This is a genomic window from Streptomyces sporangiiformans (genome assembly GCF_005768555.2).
Taxonomy (GTDB): Bacteria; Actinomycetota; Actinomycetes; order Streptomycetales; family Streptomycetaceae; genus Streptomyces; species Streptomyces sporangiiformans.
The window spans coordinates 24537-42135 of record NZ_VCHX02000338.1; the positions used below are offsets into that span (position 1 = coordinate 24537).

A 17599-nucleotide genomic window follows, 5' to 3' on the forward strand; every position below is an offset into this window, starting at 1 on the left:
CTCACTCGTACGGGTGGACCTGGGACCGGGGAGGCGCGCTGCGCCTCCCCGGTTCGTTCTGCCGGGCGTGAGCGAGAAGAACCGTGAGGGAAAGCGCACCGCCCGCGAGCGGCTTGCGGCGGAGCGAGAGAAGCAGCGGTCGGCGGAGAAGCGCCGCCGGCTGCTGATCGTGGGCGCCGCCGTCGTCTGCGTGCTGGCACTGGCCGCGGTGATCGGCGTGGTGGCCGCGAACATGGACAAGGACAAGACGGACACGGCGGGCCCGGTCACGGCGCCCTCGGGGGCGAACGGCGACGACAACCTCGTCATCCCCGCGGGTGAGGCGAGCGCCAGGTCCACCCTCACCGTGTGGGAGGACTTCCGCTGCCCGGCCTGCAAGAACTTCGAGAGCGCGTATCGCCCGACGATCCATGAGCTCACGGACTCCGGACAGCTGAAGGTCGACTACCGGCTCGTCACGCTGATCGACGGGAACATGGGCGGCAGCGGCTCCCTGCGCGCGGCCAACGCCGCGGCGTGCGCTCAGGACGCCGGGAAGTTCACCGCGTACCACGACGTGCTGTTCGACAACCAGCCCGTGGAGACGAACGACGACTACGCCGACAACGGCAAGCTGATCGAGCTGGCGGGCAAGGTGGACGGGCTCGACACCGGCGCCTTCAGGAAGTGCGTCGAGGACGGCGCGCACAACAGCTGGGTCGCCCAGTCCAACAAGGCCTTCCAGAGCAGTGGCTTCCAGGGCACGCCGACGGTGCTGCTGAACGGAAAGAACATCTACCAGGACCGGACGATGACCCCGGCGAAGCTGAAGCAGATGGTCGAGGAGGCGAACAAGGCGTAGCGCGGCCGTGCCTCGTTATGGAGCCGTAGCCCGGGCGGGTTGCCGAGTCTCCCGCCCGGCAGGGTAGCGTCGACCCTGCCATGGAACTTGCCTACATCCCCAGCCCGTCGCGCGGAGTGCTTGAGCTCGGCCCCATTCCGCTCCGCGGCTACGCGTTCTGCATCATCATCGGTGTCTTTCTGGCCGTCTGGCTAGGAAACAAGCGGTGGATCGCCCGCGGGGGCCGGTCCGGCACCGTGGCCGACATCGCCGTGTGGGCGGTCCCGTTCGGCCTCGTCGGCGGACGGCTGTACCACGTCATCACGGACTACCAGCTGTACTTCAGCGAGGGCCAGGACTGGGTCGACGCCTTCAAGATCTGGGAGGGCGGCCTCGGTATCTGGGGCGCCATCGCGCTCGGTGCGCTGGGCGCGTGGATCGGATGCCGTCGGCGCGGAATCCCGTTGCCCGCGTGGGCCGACGCCCTCGCGCCGGGCATCGCCCTCGCTCAGGCCGTCGGTCGTTGGGGCAACTGGTTCAACCAGGAGTTGTACGGGCGGCCCACGGATCTTCCCTGGGCGCTGAAGATCACGTCCTCGGCCGACGGACGCATCCCCGGCACGTACCACCCGACCTTCCTCTACGAGTCGCTGTGGTGCATCGGCGTCGCGCTGCTCGTCATCTGGGCGGACCGGCGCTTCAAGCTCGGGCACGGGCGGGCGTTCGCGCTGTACGTCGCCGCGTACTGCGCGGGCCGGTTCTGGATCGAGTCCATGCGCGTCGACGAGGCCCACCACATCTTTGGGCTCCGCCTCAACGAGTGGACCGCGATCGTGGTCTTCCTCCTCGCCGTCATCTACTTCGTGGTGTCGGCCAAGCGGCGTCCGGGCCGCGAGGAGGTCGTCGAGCCGGGTGTCTCCGACGGTTCGGGGGACGACTCGGCTGCCGAGGCCTCCGACAAGGACGAGGACCAGGACAAGGACGAGGACACCGAGGCCTCCGGCAAGGACACGGACGCCGCGGCGGAGCCCGAGCCGGACGAGGACGCCGCGGCGTCGGACACGAAGGACGAGGCCGAGTCGGCCAAGAAGGGCTGACATCGGTTCGTACGTCGAAGGGGGCGCCCCAAGGATTTTGGGGCGCCCCCTTCGTGTGCCGGGGCTATGTGCGGCGGCGGGCCAGGGCCAGGGTGCGGTGGGCCGCCGCCACCACCGCCGTGTCGATGAGCCGGCCGTTCGGGAGGGCCTGGGCGCCGGGCTCCGTGGCGGCGGCCTTGATGATCTCCTCGGCGGAGGCGATCTCCTCCAGAGACGGCAGATAGGCGTGCTCGATGACGGGCAGCTGGTCGGGATGGATGGCCGCGCGGCCGATGAAGCCCAGGGAGCGGCCGTGGGCGCAGGACACGGCCAGGCCGGCCAGATCGCGTACGTCCGGATAGACGGACTGGGCGGGCGGGGCCAGGCCCGCGGCGCGGGCGGCGAGGACGACGCGGGCGCGGGACCAGTCGAGTCCGGCCTCCTCACGTACCCCGAGGTCCGCCCGTAGATCGGTCTCTCCCAGGGCGATGCCGCGCAGCGAGGGGTCGGCCGCGGCGATCGCATACGCGCGCTCGATGCCGAGGGCCGATTCCAGCAGGGCGTACAGGGGGAGACCGGCCGCTCGTTGCGCGGTGCGGGTGATCTGGGCGGGGGAGGTCACCTTGGGCAGGCGCAGGGCCGAGAGGCCCGGGAGCGGCAGCAGGGAGCGGAGGTCGGCGTCGCCCTGCGGGGTGTCCAGGGCGTTCACGCGGACGTGGACCGGGAGCGGTGGCGGCTCGGAGAGGAGTTCGGCGGTGGCGGCGCGGGCGTACTCCTTGCGCTCGCGCGCGACCGAGTCCTCCAGGTCGACGATGACCACGTCGGCTCCGGCACGCAGGGCTTTCGCGACCACGGAGGGGCGGTCACCGGGGGCGTACAGCCAGGTGAGGGGGAGGGGCTCGGACTCGGCGGTCACAGCGCGCCCTCCGCTCTGAGGGCGGTGATCTCGGCGGCGGTCAGGCCGAGTTCGGTGAGGACCGTGTCCGTGTCTGCGCCGTGCGGGCGGCCCGCCCAGCGGATCCCACCGGGCGTTTCGGTCAGGCGGAAGAGGACGTTCTGCATGCGCAGCGGGCCGAGTTCGGGGTCGTCGACGGTCGTGATCGTGTCCAGGGCCGCGTACTGCGGATCGGCCATGACTTCGCGTACGTCCTGGATGGGCGCCACCGCGGCCTCCGCCTTCTCGAAGGCGTCGATGACCTCGGAGCGGCTGTGCCGGGCGATCCACGCGCCGACCGCCTCGTCGAGTTCGTCCGCGTGCCGGGCCCGGTCCACGCCCGTGGCGAACCACGGCTCGGTCGTCAGCTCGGGGCGCCCGACCAGGCGCAGCACGCGTTCGGCGACCGACTGCGCCGAGGTCGAGACGGCGACCCAGGAGCCGTCCGCGGTGCGGTAGGTGTTGCGGGGCGCGTTGTTCTGCGAACGGTTGCCCAGGCGCGGCTGGACGTGGCCCAACTGGTCGTACCAGAGCGGCTGCGGGCCCAGCACCGTGAGGATCGGCTCGATGATCGCCATGTCGATCACCTGGCCGTGGCCGTCGGCCGTGCGGTCGCGGGCCGCGAGGGCCGTCATCACCGCGTACGCCGTGGCCAGGCCGGCGATCGAGTCGGCCAGTCCGAACGGCGGGAGGGTGGGCGGCGTGTCCGGTTCGCCGGTGATCGCCGCGAAGCCGCTCATCGCCTCGGCGAGCGTGCCGAAGCCCGGCCGGTGCGCGTACGGGCCGAACTGGCCGAAGCCGGTGACCCGGGCGAGGACCAGGCGGGGGTTCGCCGCCGACAGCTCCGCCCAGCCGAGGCGCCATTTCTCCAGCGTGCCCGGGCGGAAGTTCTCGATGATCACGTCGGAGGAGGCGGCGAGTCGCAGGAGGGTGCCGCGGCCGCCGTCCTTCGAGAGGTCGAGGGTGATCGTGCGCTTGTTGCGGCCGAGGAGCTTCCACCACAGGCCGACGCCGTCCTTGGACGGGCCGTGGCCGCGGGAGGGGTCCGGCTTGCGGGGATGTTCGACCTTGATGACCTCGGCACCGAAGTCGCCGAGCATCGTGGCGGCGAGCGGTCCGGCGAAGAGGGTGGCCAGGTCGAGGACGCGGAGGCCGGTCAGGGGTGCGGTCATGGGTGGGAGGCCTCCTGGTGGGTCAGGTGGGCGAGGGTGTCGAAGCCGATTCCGTCGAAGTCACCGATGGAGGTGGCGAGCCGGTTCTTGAGAGGGGCCGTCCAGCGGTCGGCGATCGCGTCCGGGTGGCCCGCCAGGAGTCCGGCGATGGAGCCCGCCGTCGCTCCGTTCGAGTCGGTGTCCCAACCGCCGGACACGGCACGGCAGATGGACGCGGTGAAGTCGCCGTCCGCGTGGGTGAGGGCGGCGGCGAGCAGGGCCGTGTTGGGGATGGCGTGGACCCAGTGGTACGGCGTGTGGGTGGCGTGGAGTTCGTCCACGACCCCGTCGAAGTCCCGGCCTCGGTGTTCCTGGGCCAGTTGAACGGCGTGGCGGACGGCTTGGGCGAGGCGGGAGCCCGGGGGGACGACGGACAGGCCGGTGCGCAGGCAGGTGTGGATGTCGCCGGCGCGCGTGGCTGCCTCGGCGATCGTGGCCGCCGTGAACATCGCCGCGTAGACGCCGTTGGACGTGTGGGTGAGGGTGGCGTCCCGGTGGGCCTGTGCCGCGGCGGTGGCCGGGTCGCCGGGGTTGGTCCAGCCGTGGACGTCCGCTCGGATCAGGGCGCCGATCCATTCGCGGAAGGGGTTGCGGTGATGGGCCGTGAGCGGGGGCTCGATGCCGCCCAGGAGGTTGCGGTAGGCGATGCGTTCCGCTGTGAAGGTGCGAGCTGCCGGGAGTTCGTCCAGCCAGAGTCGGGCGACGTCCGTGGTGGAGAAGTTCTTGCCGTGGCGTTGGAGCAACAGGAGGTTGAGGACGGGGTAGTTGAGGTCGTCGTCCTCCGGCATGCCGTTGATGTTCTCGGCGAGGGAGGTGGTCGCCGAGCGGCGGTTCCAGGGGTATGCGGTCGTGAGCTCGGATGGCAGGCCCCGCGCTGTGAACCAGGTGGTCAGGGGCCAGTTGCCGGCGGCTCGGGCAAGGGCGCGGATCGCTGTCAGCGGGAGTTTTTCCACCGGCTTGCCCAGGAGACAGCCGGTGGCTCTGCCGAGCCAGGCGGCATGCAGGCGGGGGACGGGGGCGGTGGGAGGGTCCTCTTCCCCAAGCCCACCGCTTTGCTTCGTGGGCCAATCGGGGCACAGGGCTTGGATCTCGCCGAGGCCGGTCGGCTCGCTGTGCTCCAACCCGCTGGGCAGAGCGGCGAGTTCATCGAGCAGATCGTCGGCCAGCCTCCGTAGGTACGGCGACGCCGGTTCGTGTGAGGCGCCCGCACGACGGGGGGCTTCCTGGCCGCCCGCTGCGTGCCAGCGGGCGGCGATCGCGGAGGGATCGCGGCCGTCCTGAGCCGCCTGGCGGAGTTCGTGGCCCAGCAGGTCCTCGGGCTGGACCCAGGTGAGGCGGAGTGGGGTCATGAGAGCTCCGCGAACGCGGATTCATGGGCGCGGCGGCGCCGTACGTCCTTGGCGAAGGTCTCCCGGGTCACCTCCGCGAGTGTCCTGGCCGGAGTCTCCAGGTCCAGTCGGCTGGACTCCGCGACCGTCTTGGCCCAGTCGCGTGGGGGCGGAGAGCCGAGGGCGCCCGCGAGGGCGCCGGACATCGTGGCGATGGAGTCGCAGTCCCGGCCGTAGTTGACGGAGCCGAGGACCGCGTGGCGGTAGTCGCCGCCGGACACCACCACCATGCCGAGAGCGATGGGGAGTTCCTCGATCGCGTGGAGGCGGGAGGGGCGGCGGGCGCCGAGGGACGGGGCGCGGTAGTCGGGGCCGACCGTGTCGTACGGGGCGACCGCCTCGCGCAGGGGGCGCAGGGCCGACTCGAAGTCCGTGTGGCGGGTTGCCGTTTCGCAGACCGATTCGATCGCCGCGCGGGTGCCGTCCTTCGCCACGCTCAGACAGGCCTCGACGACCGACTCCGGGCTCGCACCCGGAGCGCAGGCCGCGGCCACCGCCGCCGCGAAGACGCCCGCGGCCTCGCGCCCGTACGACGACTGGTGCGCGCCCGCGATGTCGAGGGCCTCGGCGTACGCGCCCGCCGGGTTGGCCGCGTTGACCAGGCCGACCGGGGCCATGTACATCGCGGCACCGCAGTTGACGATATTGCCGGTGCCTGCCTCGCGCGGGTCGATGTGGCCGTAGTGGATGCGGGCCACCAGCCACTTCTCGGCGAGGAAGACGCGCTGGAGGGGGAGGGCCTCCGCTTGAAGTTCGGGGATCCAGCGGGGGGTGGTCATCAGATCGGGCACGAGATGCTCGGCGATCGCGTATGCGTCCAGGTGGTCGCGGACCGTGGCGTACACGCGGATCAGTGCGTGGGTCATCAAGGTGTCGTCGGTGACGTGGCCGTCGCCCTTGTGGTACGGGGCGATGGGGCGGGCGGTGCGCCAGTCGTCGCCGTTCCAGGGGCCGACGATGCCGTGGACGCGGCCGCCGTGGCGTTCGGTGATCTGCTCGGGGGTGTAGCCCTCGACGGGGCCGCCGAGCGCGTCGCCGACGGCGGCTCCCACGAGGCTGTGGATGATCCGTTCTTCCAGGGTTCCGGTTCGGGTGGGCGTCATGTCCGAATCATCCCTCTGGGAGGGCCAGTTCCGTCGCTGTGAGCAGTTCGGCGAGTTCCACCAGATCCGTGCCGGTCAGGCGGGGGAGGGCGCAGCCGGAGAGGGTGCGGCAGGCGTCGCGCCAGGCGGAGGGGATGGCGCTGCCGCCGCCGAGGGCGCCGGTGAGGGCGCCCACGAGCGCGGGGGCCGAGTCGGCCACGCGGGACAGGCAGGCGGCTGCGGGCACGGCCTGGTCGATGCGGCCGCGCGCGGCGGTGGCGAGGGCGAGGGCCACCGGGACGGTCTCGGCGGCGGCGATGCCGTAGCTGTAGACGTGGTCGACGATCTGGTGCTCGAGGAGGGGTACGAGACCGAAGGCGCCGCCTGCGGGGTCCGTGTCGCGGACGAGACCGAGCGCGTGGCGGGCGTTGCGGCCGATCTCCGTGGACTCGGGGAGTTCGGCGAGCGCGGCCGTCGCGCAGGCGTCGACGTCCGCGCCGGCGAGCGCCAGCGCGATCGCCGCGGCCATGGCACGGGCACCGTGCACACCGTCGCCGTCCTGGGTGTAGCGGGCGTCGAACTCGGCGAGCTCCGCGGCGAGTTCGGGCTCACCGGCGTGCGCGACGGCGAGCACACAGGCCCGTACGCAGGCCGCGTCGTCGAAATAGTGGGGGTTGTCGTGGCCGGTGGCGGGCGGGCGCAGACCGGTGGCGAGGTTGCCGAGTCCGGCGTGTACGGAGATGCGGGCGCGCAGGGGGAGGACGGCCGACTCGACCTCCGGGGCGCGGTCGGCGGCCGTGGCCACCTCGCCGGCGAGGGCGTTCCAGGAGAGGTCGATGGCCGCGCGCATCCGGCGCTCCCGGCTCAGATCGCCGAGCACGCTGCCGTCGGCGGCCCGCAGCAGGGCCTCCGCCGCGAAGGCCGCCCATTCGGCGTCGTCCGACGGTCCGAGCCTGAGCGGTTCGGGCGGCTGGTTGAGCGCGATCGGCACGGGCAGCGTCGTGGTCGCGTTCTGCTCCGCGAACGTGTCCAGCTCCCGCGTCAGCCGCCGCGTCCACTCGGGCATCCGAGCGGCCCGATGCCGCGCGGCGGGCCAGCCGGCGGCATCTCCCGCGGCCAGCCCCAGCAGGAGACCTTCGATACGCCGCCGGGGCGGAGCCGTGGGCGCATCGGGTACGGGGCCCGGGGTGTCGGTGAGGGAGCCGGGTGCGCCGGGCGGAGGGCTGGGGGTACTGGGAGCGCTCGGAGCGAGACAGCACGGGTCGGCGGCACCGACACCGCCGGCGCCGGGCGCGCTGACCAGGGGGTTGGGACTCACGGCCGCACCTCGTCCCCGTCGCCCGCGGTAGTCGGCACGCCCCGGCCAGGATCGGCGGCCGGCACAAGGCACTCGCGGCCGATGCCCGACGCACCCTGCTCAGCACCGGCGTCCAGAACGCACCCATCGGGCCCGCCGACCCACCCGCCCGCGTCGTGATCAACGGCCCGAGCGAACGCCCTGAAGGCAGGGGCGGGAGCCGGGGGCGGGGTTGGGGCTGGTGCCGAGGGTTGAGTCGTGGCCGTCGACGGGGCCGGGGCGGCAACGGACGCGGCAGCCGAAGCCGGGGTTGGGGTCGAGGACGGGGCGGGAGCCGCGTCCGGGGCCGAACCCGGAGCCCGAGCGGGGGCCGCAGCCGCAGCCGGGGCCGAACCCGGAGCCGGATCGGAGGCGGGCGCCGCATGCGGAGCCGGAGCGACACCTGCGGCCGCAGCCGATGCCGGAGCCGGGGCCGAGGCGGGATCCGGTGCTGGTGCCGAGGTGGGAGCCGATGCCGGAGCCAGGGCCAGGGCCAGAGCTGGAGCGGGGGCCGGAGCCAGATCCGAGGGAGCGACACCTGCGGCCACAGCCGATGCCGGAGCCGACGTCGAGGCGGGAGCTGCAGCCGGTGCCGGGGTGGGAGCCGATGCCGGAGCCAGGGTCAGAGGTGGAGCCGAGGCCGAACCCGGAGCCGGGGCCGAGGTGGGATCCGGTGCTGGTGCCGAGGTGGGAGCCGATGCCGGAGCCAGGGCCAGGGCCAGAGCTGGAGCCGGGGCCGGATCCGAGGGACTGACACCCGCGGCCGCGGCCGCAGCCGATGCCGGAGCCGGGGTCAGAGGTGGAGCCGAAGCCGATGCCGGAGCTGGTGCCGGGGTGGGAGCCGCATTCTCAGCCGTACTCGCGGCCGCAGCTGGGGCCGACACTGAGGTGGGAGCCGCACTCGCACTCGCGGCCGCAGCCGATGCCGGAGCTGGAGCTGGAGCCGAGACCGGGGTGGGAGCCTCAGCCGCAGTCGCAGGCGGCGCTGAAGACAGGCCCAGGCCCAGGCCCAGAGCCAGAGCCAGAGTCGGAGTTGGCCTTCGGGCTGGCTCTGGCGTGGGTGCCGGCTCAGGTCTCCTTCCCGGCGGCGCCCCCTCCTCTTCCGGTGTCAGCAAGTCCGCCACGTCCAGTACGTGATGCCCCCGCATCGAAGGGAGGCAGCTGCCGCGGGCCGGACCGATGGCTGCTGCCCAGGCCGTGGGGATCGCGGAGGCGCCCCGCGTGGCGCCGGCCAGTGCGCCCGCCACCGCCGCCGTCGTGTCGGCATCGCGGCCCATGTTCACCGCCGTGAGGACCGCCTGGCGGAAGTCGCCGTCGGCGGCCGCGTACGCGCCGAAGGCCAAGGCCACCGCCTCGGGGGCCAGGTCGGTCCAGGGGTAGCCGCCGATGACCACCGCGGAGCGGACCGCGCGTTCGCCGCGGTGGGCGCAGGCGACCGCCCGGCGCAGGCAACGCGCGGTCCAGGAGTCGTCCGGGACGACCGCGAGGGCGGAGGCGACCACCGCGCTCGTGGGGGCGCCCGCCATCGCCGCCGCCACTCCCGCCGCGACCGCCTGGCCGCCGTAGATCCCCTCGCCGTCGTGGCTCACCGAACCGTCGATCGCCACCAGGCGGGCCGCCTCGGCGGGGCGGCCCGCGGCGAACACCCCGAAGGGTGCCGCACGCATCGCCAGCCCGTCGCTCCACGCATGCCGGTGCTGGGCGGAGATGGGCGCCGCGAGACCCCGGCGCAGGTTCTCCAGCGTGCCCCGCTCGCTGAAGCCCGCGCCCCGGAACGGCCCCTCGTCCCGGTCCGCGATCCACTGGTGCCAGGCCGCCTCGACATGCGCGACCGTGAGAGCCGAACCGTGCCGGGCCAGCAGCAGCCCCGAGAAGATCGCGTACTCCGTGTCGTCCGTGCCGGACGGGCGCTCGGCCACGTACCCCGTGATCCGGCCCCAGCGAGCGCGGATCTCCGAAGGCTTCATGTTCTCGGCGGGCGCGCCCAGCGCGTCCCCGACAGCGAGTCCGAGCAGCGCACCGCGTGCCCGTTCACGAAGCCCGGCGGCGTCCTCGGGCGCCGGAACCGAGGGAATGCAGGCGATGGAAGCCATGCGGTGCCACTCCTCTCAGGGCTCCTGGCCTCCTGTCAGTTGCGAGGACCTCAGTGCGCGGACCTCAGTGCGCGACGCCAGTCGCGGACTTCAGCGCGAGCGCGGAGCCCTTTGTGGATGTGTCCCACCTGAGCGCCCCACCCGTGCCTCACACACCTCAGCGTCACCCGGTCGACATCTGTGCGGGGCCCCCTACGGATGAGCGGCGGAGGGTAAAAGCGCAGGTAAGTACGGCCTTCCTTGCTGGCGGGGCCGGAATTCCGGGCGTACTTTTGGTGTTGTCCAAAACTGGAATCAGTACACATCACACTCCGCCGGGGGATCCGTCATGTCCGTCATCGAGACCGAAGCGAACCTGCATGTGGCGCACCGCGACAACCACACCCACCGAGACGTCAACGGTGGCTGGCTGCGCCCGGCGGTCTTCGGCGCGATGGACGGGCTCGTCTCCAACCTGGCGCTGATGACGGGTGTCGCGGGAGGGTCCGTCTCCCCCCGGACCGTCGTCATCACTGGTCTCGCGGGCCTCGCCGCCGGTGCCTTCTCCATGGCCGCCGGCGAGTACACCTCCGTCGCCTCGCAGCGCGAACTCGTCGAGGCCGAACTCGAAGTGGAGCGCGGGGAGCTGCGCAAGCACCCCAAGGACGAGGAGAGTGAGCTCGCCGCGCTGTACGAATCCCGTGGCGTCGCCCCCGCGCTCGCCCGTGAGGTCGCACGGCAGCTGTCCAAGGACCCCGAGCAGGCCCTCGAGATCCACGCGCGCGAGGAACTGGGCATAGACCCCGGCGACCTGCCTTCGCCGGCCGTCGCCGCCGCGTCCTCCTTCGGCTCCTTCGCCCTGGGCGCCCTCCTGCCCGTACTGCCCTATCTGCTGGGCATGACCGCACTGTGGCCCGCGGTGGTCGTGGCCCTGTTCGGGCTCTTCGCGTGCGGTGCGGTCGTGGCCCGGGTGACCGCGCGGTCCTGGTGGTACAGCGGACTGCGGCAGCTCGCCCTGGGCGGGGCCGCGGCGGGTGTGACGTACGCCCTGGGCAGTCTGTTCGGCGCGGCCGTATGATGGGTGTGCTGAGGGTTCTATGCACGGGACTGCATAAGTAGCCGTTACTCAGCGGTTTCGATTCCATGACCACTGGGCATGAGCCGTAAGCGCCGCTGGCAATGAAGCCTGCGCCGCACCCAGCGTGGTGGGCGACGTTGCCCGTTGCGTACGGGCCGACGGGCAACGACCTGTCCCAGTAGGTCCCCTTACTCCACCGCCACGAGCGGTACCCCCACCGCGGGCTGCGGTGCCCGCATGTTGGGACGCGGTATCCGGTTCCCGAGATCCGCCCCATCATGTAACCTGCACGAAATTTTGCACCTATAGCAGAGGGCCAACGTCGTCCCTCGGCACTTGCATATGCCACGACGACGACGGGAGAGCCGATGCGCACGCCGCGCCAGCCGTCCCAGCACTCCACGAATGGCCAGAACTGGTCGTTCATGGATGCTCGCCCTGCCGCGCAGGGGATGTACGACCCGCGCAATGAGCGCGACGCCTGCGGCGTCGGCTTTGTGGCGACCCTCACCGGTGAGGCGAGCCACGCGCTGGTCGAACAGGCGCTCACCGTGCTCCGCAACCTGGAGCACCGCGGCGCGACCGGCTCGGAGCCCGACTCCGGTGACGGCGCGGGCATCCTGTCCCAGGTCCCGGACGCCTTCTTCCGTGCGGTGACCGAATTCGAGCTGCCCGCGGCCGGTGCCTACGCGGTCGGCATCGCCTTCCTGCCCGAAGACGGGGCGGCCGACGCCATCTCGCGGATCGACACGATCGCCGACGAGGAGGGCCTGACCGTCCTCGGCTGGCGCGACGTCCCCGTCGCCCCCGAACTCCTCGGCGCCACCGCCCGATCGACGATGCCCGCCTTCCGTCAGGTCTTCATCGCCGACGGCGTCAGCGAGGGCATCGCGCTCGACCGCAAGGCCTTCGTGCTGCGCAAGCGCGCCGAGCGCGAGGCCGGTGTCTACTTCCCGTCGCTCTCCGCGCGCACCATCGTCTACAAGGGCATGCTGACCACCGGTCAGCTGGAGCCGTTCTTCCCGGACCTGTCCGACCGCCGCTTCGCCTCCGCGATCGCGCTCGTGCACTCCCGGTTCTCCACGAACACCTTCCCGAGCTGGCCGCTCGCCCACCCGTACCGCTTCGTCGCGCACAACGGCGAGATCAACACGGTCATGGGCAACCGCAACTGGATGGTGGCCCGCGAGTCCCAGCTGGTCTCCGACCTGTTCGGCCCGCAGGATCAGCTGGAGCGGATCTTCCCGATCTGTACGCCCGAGGCCTCCGACTCGGCCTCCTTCGACGAGGTGCTCGAACTCCTGCACCTGGGCGGCCGCTCGCTGCCGCACTCCGTGCTGATGATGATCCCGGAGGCGTGGGAGAACCACGACTCCATGGACCCGGCCCGCCGCGCCTTCTACCAGTACCACTCCACGATGATGGAGCCCTGGGACGGCCCGGCCTGTGTCACCTTCACCGACGGCACCCAGGTCGGCGCCGTGCTGGACCGCAACGGTCTGCGCCCCGGCCGCTACTGGGTCACCGACGACGGCCTCGTCGTCCTCGGCTCCGAGGTCGGCGTCCTCGACATCGACCCGTCGAAGGTCGTCCGCAAGGGCCGCCTGCAGCCCGGCCGTATGTTCCTCGTCGACACCGCCGAGCACCGCATCATCGAGGACGACGAGATCAAGCAGTCGCTCGCGGCGGAGAACCCGTACGAGGAGTGGCTGGAGGCCGGCGAGATCGAGCTCTCCGACCTCCCCGAGCGCGAGCACATCGTGCACACCCACGCCTCGGTCACCCGTCGCCAGCAGACCTTCGGGTACACCGAGGAAGAGCTGCGCGTCATCCTCGCGCCGATGTCCAAGGCCGGTGCCGAGCCGATCGGCTCGATGGGCACGGACTCGCCGATCGCCGCGCTGTCCGAGCGCCCGCGTCTCCTCTTCGACTACTTCACCCAGCTCTTCGCGCAGGTCACCAACCCGCCGCTGGACGCGATCCGCGAAGAGCTGGTCACCTCGCTGCACTCCTCGCTGGGCCCGCAGGGCAACCTCCTGGAGCCGACCGCCGCGTCGTGCCGCAGCGTCACCCTGCCCTTCCCGGTGATCGACAACGACGAGCTGGCCAAGCTCATCCACATCAACGCCGACGGCGACATGCCGGGCATGACGGCCGCGACGCTGTCGGGTCTCTACCGGGTCAGCGGTGGCGGCGACGCCCTCGCGGCCCGGCTCGAGGAGATCTGCGCCGAGGCCGACACCGCCATCGAGAACGGCGCCCGCCTGATCGTCCTGTCCGACCGGCACTCCGACGCCGAGCACGCGCCGATCCCGTCGCTGCTGCTCACCGCGGCCGTCCACCACCACCTGATCCGCACCAAGCAGCGCACCAAGGTGGGGCTGCTCGTCGAGGCGGGCGACGTCCGCGAGGTCCACCACGTGGCCCTCCTCATCGGCTTCGGCGCCGCGGCCGTCAACCCGTATCTGGCGATGGAGTCCGTCGAGGACCTCGTCCGTGCAGGGACGTTCCTCCAGGACATCGAGGCCGAGCAGGCCATCCGCAACCTGATCTACGCCCTCGGCAAGGGCGTTCTGAAGGTCATGTCCAAGATGGGCATCTCGACCGTCGCCTCCTACCGGGGCGCCCAGGTCTTCGAGGCCGTCGGCCTGGACCAGGCCTTCGTCGAGAAGTACTTCAACGGCACCGCCACCAAGATCGGCGGCGTCGGCATCGACGTCATCGCCAAGGAGGTCGCCGCCCGCCACGCCAAGGCGTACCCGGCGTCGGGTATTGCTCCCGCGCACCGCGCCCTTGACATAGGCGGCGAGTACCAGTGGCGCCGCGAGGGCGAGCCGCACCTGTTCGACCCGGAGACGGTCTTCCGCCTCCAGCACTCCACGCGCACCCGCCGCTACGACGTCTTCAAGCAGTACACGGACCGCGTGAACGAGCAGTCCGAGCGGCTGATGACGCTGCGCGGCATGTTCGGATTCAAGACCGGTTCCGAGGGCCGTCAGCCGATCTCCATCGACGAGGTCGAGCCGGCCTCCGAGATCGTCAAGCGCTTCTCCACCGGCGCCATGTCCTACGGCTCCATCTCCAAGGAAGCCCACGAGACGCTCGCCATCGCCATGAACCAGCTGGGCGGCAAGTCCAACACCGGTGAGGGCGGCGAGGACGCGGACCGGCTGTACGACCCGGCGCGGCGTTCGTCGATCAAGCAGGTCGCCTCCGGCCGCTTCGGCGTGACGTCCGAGTACCTGGTCAACGCGGACGACATCCAGATCAAGATGGCCCAGGGCGCCAAGCCCGGCGAGGGCGGCCAGCTGCCCGGCCACAAGGTCTATCCCTGGGTGGCCAAGACCCGGCACTCGACCCCGGGTGTCGGCCTGATCTCCCCGCCGCCGCACCACGACATCTACTCCATCGAGGACCTGGCCCAGCTGATCCACGACCTCAAGAACGCGAACCCGCAGGCGCGGATTCACGTGAAGCTGGTCTCCGAGGTCGGCGTCGGCACGGTCGCCGCGGGTGTCTCCAAGGCCCACGCGGACGTCGTACTGATCTCCGGCCACGACGGTGGTACGGGCGCCTCGCCGCTGACGTCGCTCAAGCACGCCGGCGGCCCCTGGGAGCTGGGCCTCGCCGAGACCCAGCAGACCCTCCTGCTCAACGGGCTGCGCGACCGCATCGTCGTGCAGACCGACGGCCAGCTGAAGACCGGCCGTGACGTCGTCATCGCCGCGCTCCTCGGCGCCGAGGAGTTCGGTTTCGCGACCGCGCCGCTCGTCGTCTCCGGCTGCGTCATGATGCGCGTCTGCCACCTGGACACCTGCCCGGTCGGTATCGCCACGCAGAACCCGACCCTGCGCGAGAGGTTCTCCGGCAAGGCCGAGTACGTCGTGAACTTCTTCGAGTTCATCGCCGAAGAGGTCCGCGAGCTGCTCGCCGAGCTGGGCTTCCGCTCCATCGAGGAGGCCGTCGGCCACGCCGAGGCGCTCGACGTCACCCGTGCCGTCGACCACTGGAAGGCGCAGGGCCTGGAGCTGGAGCCGCTGTTCCACGTGCCCGAGCTGCCGGAGGGCGCGGTGCGCCACCAGCTGATCGAGCAGGACCACGGCCTGGCGAAGGCGCTCGACAACGAGCTGATCAAGCTCGCCGCCGACGCGCTGGCCGCGAACTCCGCGACCGACGCCCAGCCGGTGCGCGCCCAGGTCGCGATCCGCAACATCAACCGCACGGTCGGCACCATGCTCGGCCACGAGGTGACGAAGAAGTTCGGCGGCGCGGGCCTGCCCGACGACACCATCGACATCACCTTCACCGGCTCCGCGGGCCAGTCCTTCGGCGCCTTCCTGCCGCGCGGTGTCACGCTCCGCCTGGAGGGCGACGCCAACGACTACGTCGGCAAGGGCCTGTCCGGCGGGCGCCTGGTCGTCCGCCCGGACCGGGGCGCCGACCACCTCGCCGAGTTCTCGACGATCGCGGGCAACACCATCGCGTACGGCGCGACCGGCGGCGAGCTGTTCCTGCGCGGCCGCACCGGCGAGCGCTTCTGCGTCCGCAACTCCGGTGCGACGGTCGTGTCCGAGGGCGTGGGCGACCACGGCTGCGAGTACATGACCGGCGGTCACGCGGTGATCCTCGGCGAGACGGGCCGCAACTTCGCGGCCGGTATGTCGGGCGGCATCGCGTATGTGATCGACCTGAACCGCGACAACGTGAACGTCGGCAACGTGGGCGCCATCGAGGCGCTCGACGACACCGACAAGCAGTGGCTGCACGACGTGGTGCGCCGGCACGCGGAGGAGACCGGTTCGACGGTCGCCGAGAAGCTCCTCGCCGAGTGGTCCGTGTCCGTGGACCGCTTCAGCAAGATCATCCCCAGCACGTACAAGGCAGTGCTCGCCGCCAAGGACGCCGCCGAGCGAGCCGGACTCTCCCAGTCCGAGATCACCGAGAAGATGATGGAGGCGGCGACCAATGGCTGATCCCAAGGGCTTTCTCAACCACGGCCGCGAGGTCGCCAGGACCCGCCCGGTGGAAGAGCGCGTCAAGGACTGGAACGAGGTCTACGTTCCGGGCTCGCTGCTGCCGATCATCTCCAAGCAGGCCTCGCGCTGCATGGACTGCGGCATCCCCTTCTGCCACAACGGCTGCCCGCTGGGGAACCTGATCCCCGAGTGGAACGACTACGCGTACCGCGAGGACTGGGCCGCCGCCTCGGAGCGGCTGCACGCGACGAACAACTTCCCGGAGTTCACCGGGCGGTTGTGCCCCGCCCCTTGTGAGTCCGCGTGCGTGCTCGGCATCAACCAGCCCGCCGTGACCATCAAGAACGTCGAGGTCTCGATCATCGACAAGGCGTGGGAGACCGGTGACGTCGCCCCGCAGGCCCCCGAGCGCCTGTCCGGCAAGACCGTCGCGGTCATCGGCTCGGGCCCGGCGGGCCTGGCCGCCGCCCAGCAGCTGACCCGGGCGGGCCACACGGTCGCCGTCTACGAGCGCGCGGACCGCATCGGCGGCCTCCTGCGCTACGGCATCCCCGAGTTCAAGATGGAGAAGCGGCACATCAACCGGCGTATCGAGCAGATGCGCGCGGAGGGCACCCGCTTCCGTACGGGCATCGAGATCGGCCGCGACCTCAAGGCGACGGATCTGCGCAAGCGGTACGACGCCGTGGTCATCGCGGCGGGCGCGACCGTCTCGCGCGACCTGCCGGTGCCCGGCCGTGAGCTGAACGGCATCCACTTCGCGATGGAGTACCTGCCGCTGGCCAACAAGGTGCAGGAGGGCGACTTCGTGACGCCTCCGCTCACCGCCGAGGGCAAGCACGTCGTCGTGATCGGCGGCGGTGACACCGGCGCGGACTGCGTGGGCACGGCCCACCGTCAGGGTGCCGCGTCCGTCACGCAGCTGGAGATCATGCCGCAGCCGGGCGAGGAGCGGAACCCCGGCCAGCCCTGGCCGACCTTCCCGATGCTCTACAAGGTCACCTCCGCGCACGAGGAGGGCGGCGAGCGGATCTACTCCGTCTCCACCACCCACTTCGAGGGCGACGAGGACGGCAACGTGCAGTGGCTGCACCTCGTCGAGGTCGAGTTCGTGGACGGCAAGCTGACGCAGAAGCCGGGCACGGAGCGCAAGATCCCGGCCCAGCTGGTCACGCTCGCGATGGGCTTCACCGGCACCGACCAGGAGAACGGTCTGGTCTCGCAGTTCGGCCTGGAGCTCGACCAGCGCGGCAACATCGCCCGCGACGCCGACTTCGCGACCAACGTCCCCGGCGTGTACGTCGCCGGTGACGCCGGCCGCGGACAGTCCCTCATCGTCTGGGCCATCGCGGAGGGCCGCTCGGCCGCCCGCGGGGTCGACCGCTTCCTCACGGGGGCGAGCGAACTGCCGGCTCCGATCCGCCCGACGGACCGTGCGCTGATGGTCTGACGGGTTTCACCAGACGTCCCGTACAAAGGCGTACGGAACACGCGACGCCCGCCCCTTGTCCCCGACCGGACGCTGGGCGGGCGTTGTGGTGTCTTCGCCCCCGCCGCCCCTACCCGTCCCATCCCGTACCTGGGGGCTGCGCCCCCAGACCCCCGTATCGGCCTGAACGGCCTCGT

At 71.6% G+C, this 17599-nt stretch carries 10 protein-coding genes and 1 pseudogene; 5 read left to right on the forward strand and 6 right to left on the reverse strand.

What is annotated here, in order from left to right:
- Nucleotides 1-67: 67 nt before the first annotated feature.
- On the forward strand, nt 68-841 hold the full coding sequence (locus FGD71_RS42975; protein ID WP_162931385.1) for a DsbA family protein: 774 nt from the start codon (nt 68-70) through the stop codon (nt 839-841).
- An 80-nt stretch (nt 842-921) separates the two neighbouring features.
- The gene (gene lgt, locus FGD71_RS42980) at nt 922-1917 is read left to right on the forward strand and encodes a prolipoprotein diacylglyceryl transferase (RefSeq protein WP_119106023.1); all 996 of its coding nucleotides are present in this window, start codon (nt 922-924) and stop codon (nt 1915-1917) included.
- A gap of 64 nt (nt 1918-1981) precedes the next feature.
- On the opposite strand, the gene FGD71_RS42985 is transcribed toward lgt, so the two are convergent.
- The 6 genes and pseudogenes from FGD71_RS42985 to FGD71_RS50345 form a co-directional block, all read right to left on the reverse strand.
- The gene (locus FGD71_RS42985) at nt 1982-2812 is read right to left on the reverse strand and encodes an HpcH/HpaI aldolase/citrate lyase family protein (protein ID WP_119106024.1); all 831 of its coding nucleotides are present in this window, start codon (nt 2810-2812) and stop codon (nt 1982-1984) included.
- A complete protein-coding gene (locus FGD71_RS42990; protein ID WP_119106025.1) occupies nt 2809-4002 on the reverse strand; it encodes a CaiB/BaiF CoA transferase family protein in 1194 nt (397 codons plus the stop codon). The genes FGD71_RS42985 and FGD71_RS42990 overlap by 4 nt, the downstream gene beginning before the upstream one ends.
- On the reverse strand, nt 3999-5390 hold the full coding sequence (locus FGD71_RS42995) for an ADP-ribosylglycohydrolase family protein (protein ID WP_119106026.1): 1392 nt from the start codon (nt 5388-5390) through the stop codon (nt 3999-4001). The genes FGD71_RS42990 and FGD71_RS42995 overlap by 4 nt, the downstream gene beginning before the upstream one ends.
- Complete coding sequence (locus tag FGD71_RS43000; protein WP_119106027.1) at nt 5387-6532, reverse strand: ADP-ribosylglycohydrolase family protein; 1146 nt, start codon at nt 6530-6532, stop codon at nt 5387-5389. The genes FGD71_RS42995 and FGD71_RS43000 overlap by 4 nt, the downstream gene beginning before the upstream one ends.
- 7 nt (nt 6533-6539) lie before the next feature.
- Nucleotides 6540-7829, reverse strand: coding sequence for an ADP-ribosylglycohydrolase family protein (locus tag FGD71_RS43005; RefSeq protein WP_338120114.1), 1290 nt, complete (start codon nt 7827-7829; stop codon nt 6540-6542).
- Nucleotides 7830-8884: 1055 nt separating this feature from the next.
- Nucleotides 8885-9940, reverse strand: a pseudogene (locus tag FGD71_RS50345) (ADP-ribosylglycohydrolase family protein); the annotation flags it as partial.
- Nucleotides 9941-10268: 328 nt separating this feature from the next.
- Here FGD71_RS50345 and FGD71_RS43020 point away from each other — a divergent pair.
- From FGD71_RS43020 to FGD71_RS43030, 3 genes are all read left to right on the forward strand, one after another.
- Complete coding sequence (locus tag FGD71_RS43020) at nt 10269-10997, forward strand: VIT1/CCC1 transporter family protein (RefSeq protein WP_119106028.1); 729 nt, start codon at nt 10269-10271, stop codon at nt 10995-10997.
- Between the two features lie 368 nt (nt 10998-11365).
- Nucleotides 11366-15970: a glutamate synthase large subunit gene (gene gltB / locus FGD71_RS43025; protein WP_119106029.1), complete on the forward strand. Its 4605-nt coding sequence runs from the start codon at nt 11366-11368 to the stop codon at nt 15968-15970.
- Nucleotides 15963-17423 (forward strand): glutamate synthase subunit beta, encoded by a 1461-nt coding sequence (locus FGD71_RS43030; protein WP_119106030.1) that lies wholly within the window; start codon nt 15963-15965, stop codon nt 17421-17423. The genes gltB and FGD71_RS43030 overlap by 8 nt, the downstream gene beginning before the upstream one ends.
- Nucleotides 17424-17599 lie beyond the last annotated feature (176 nt).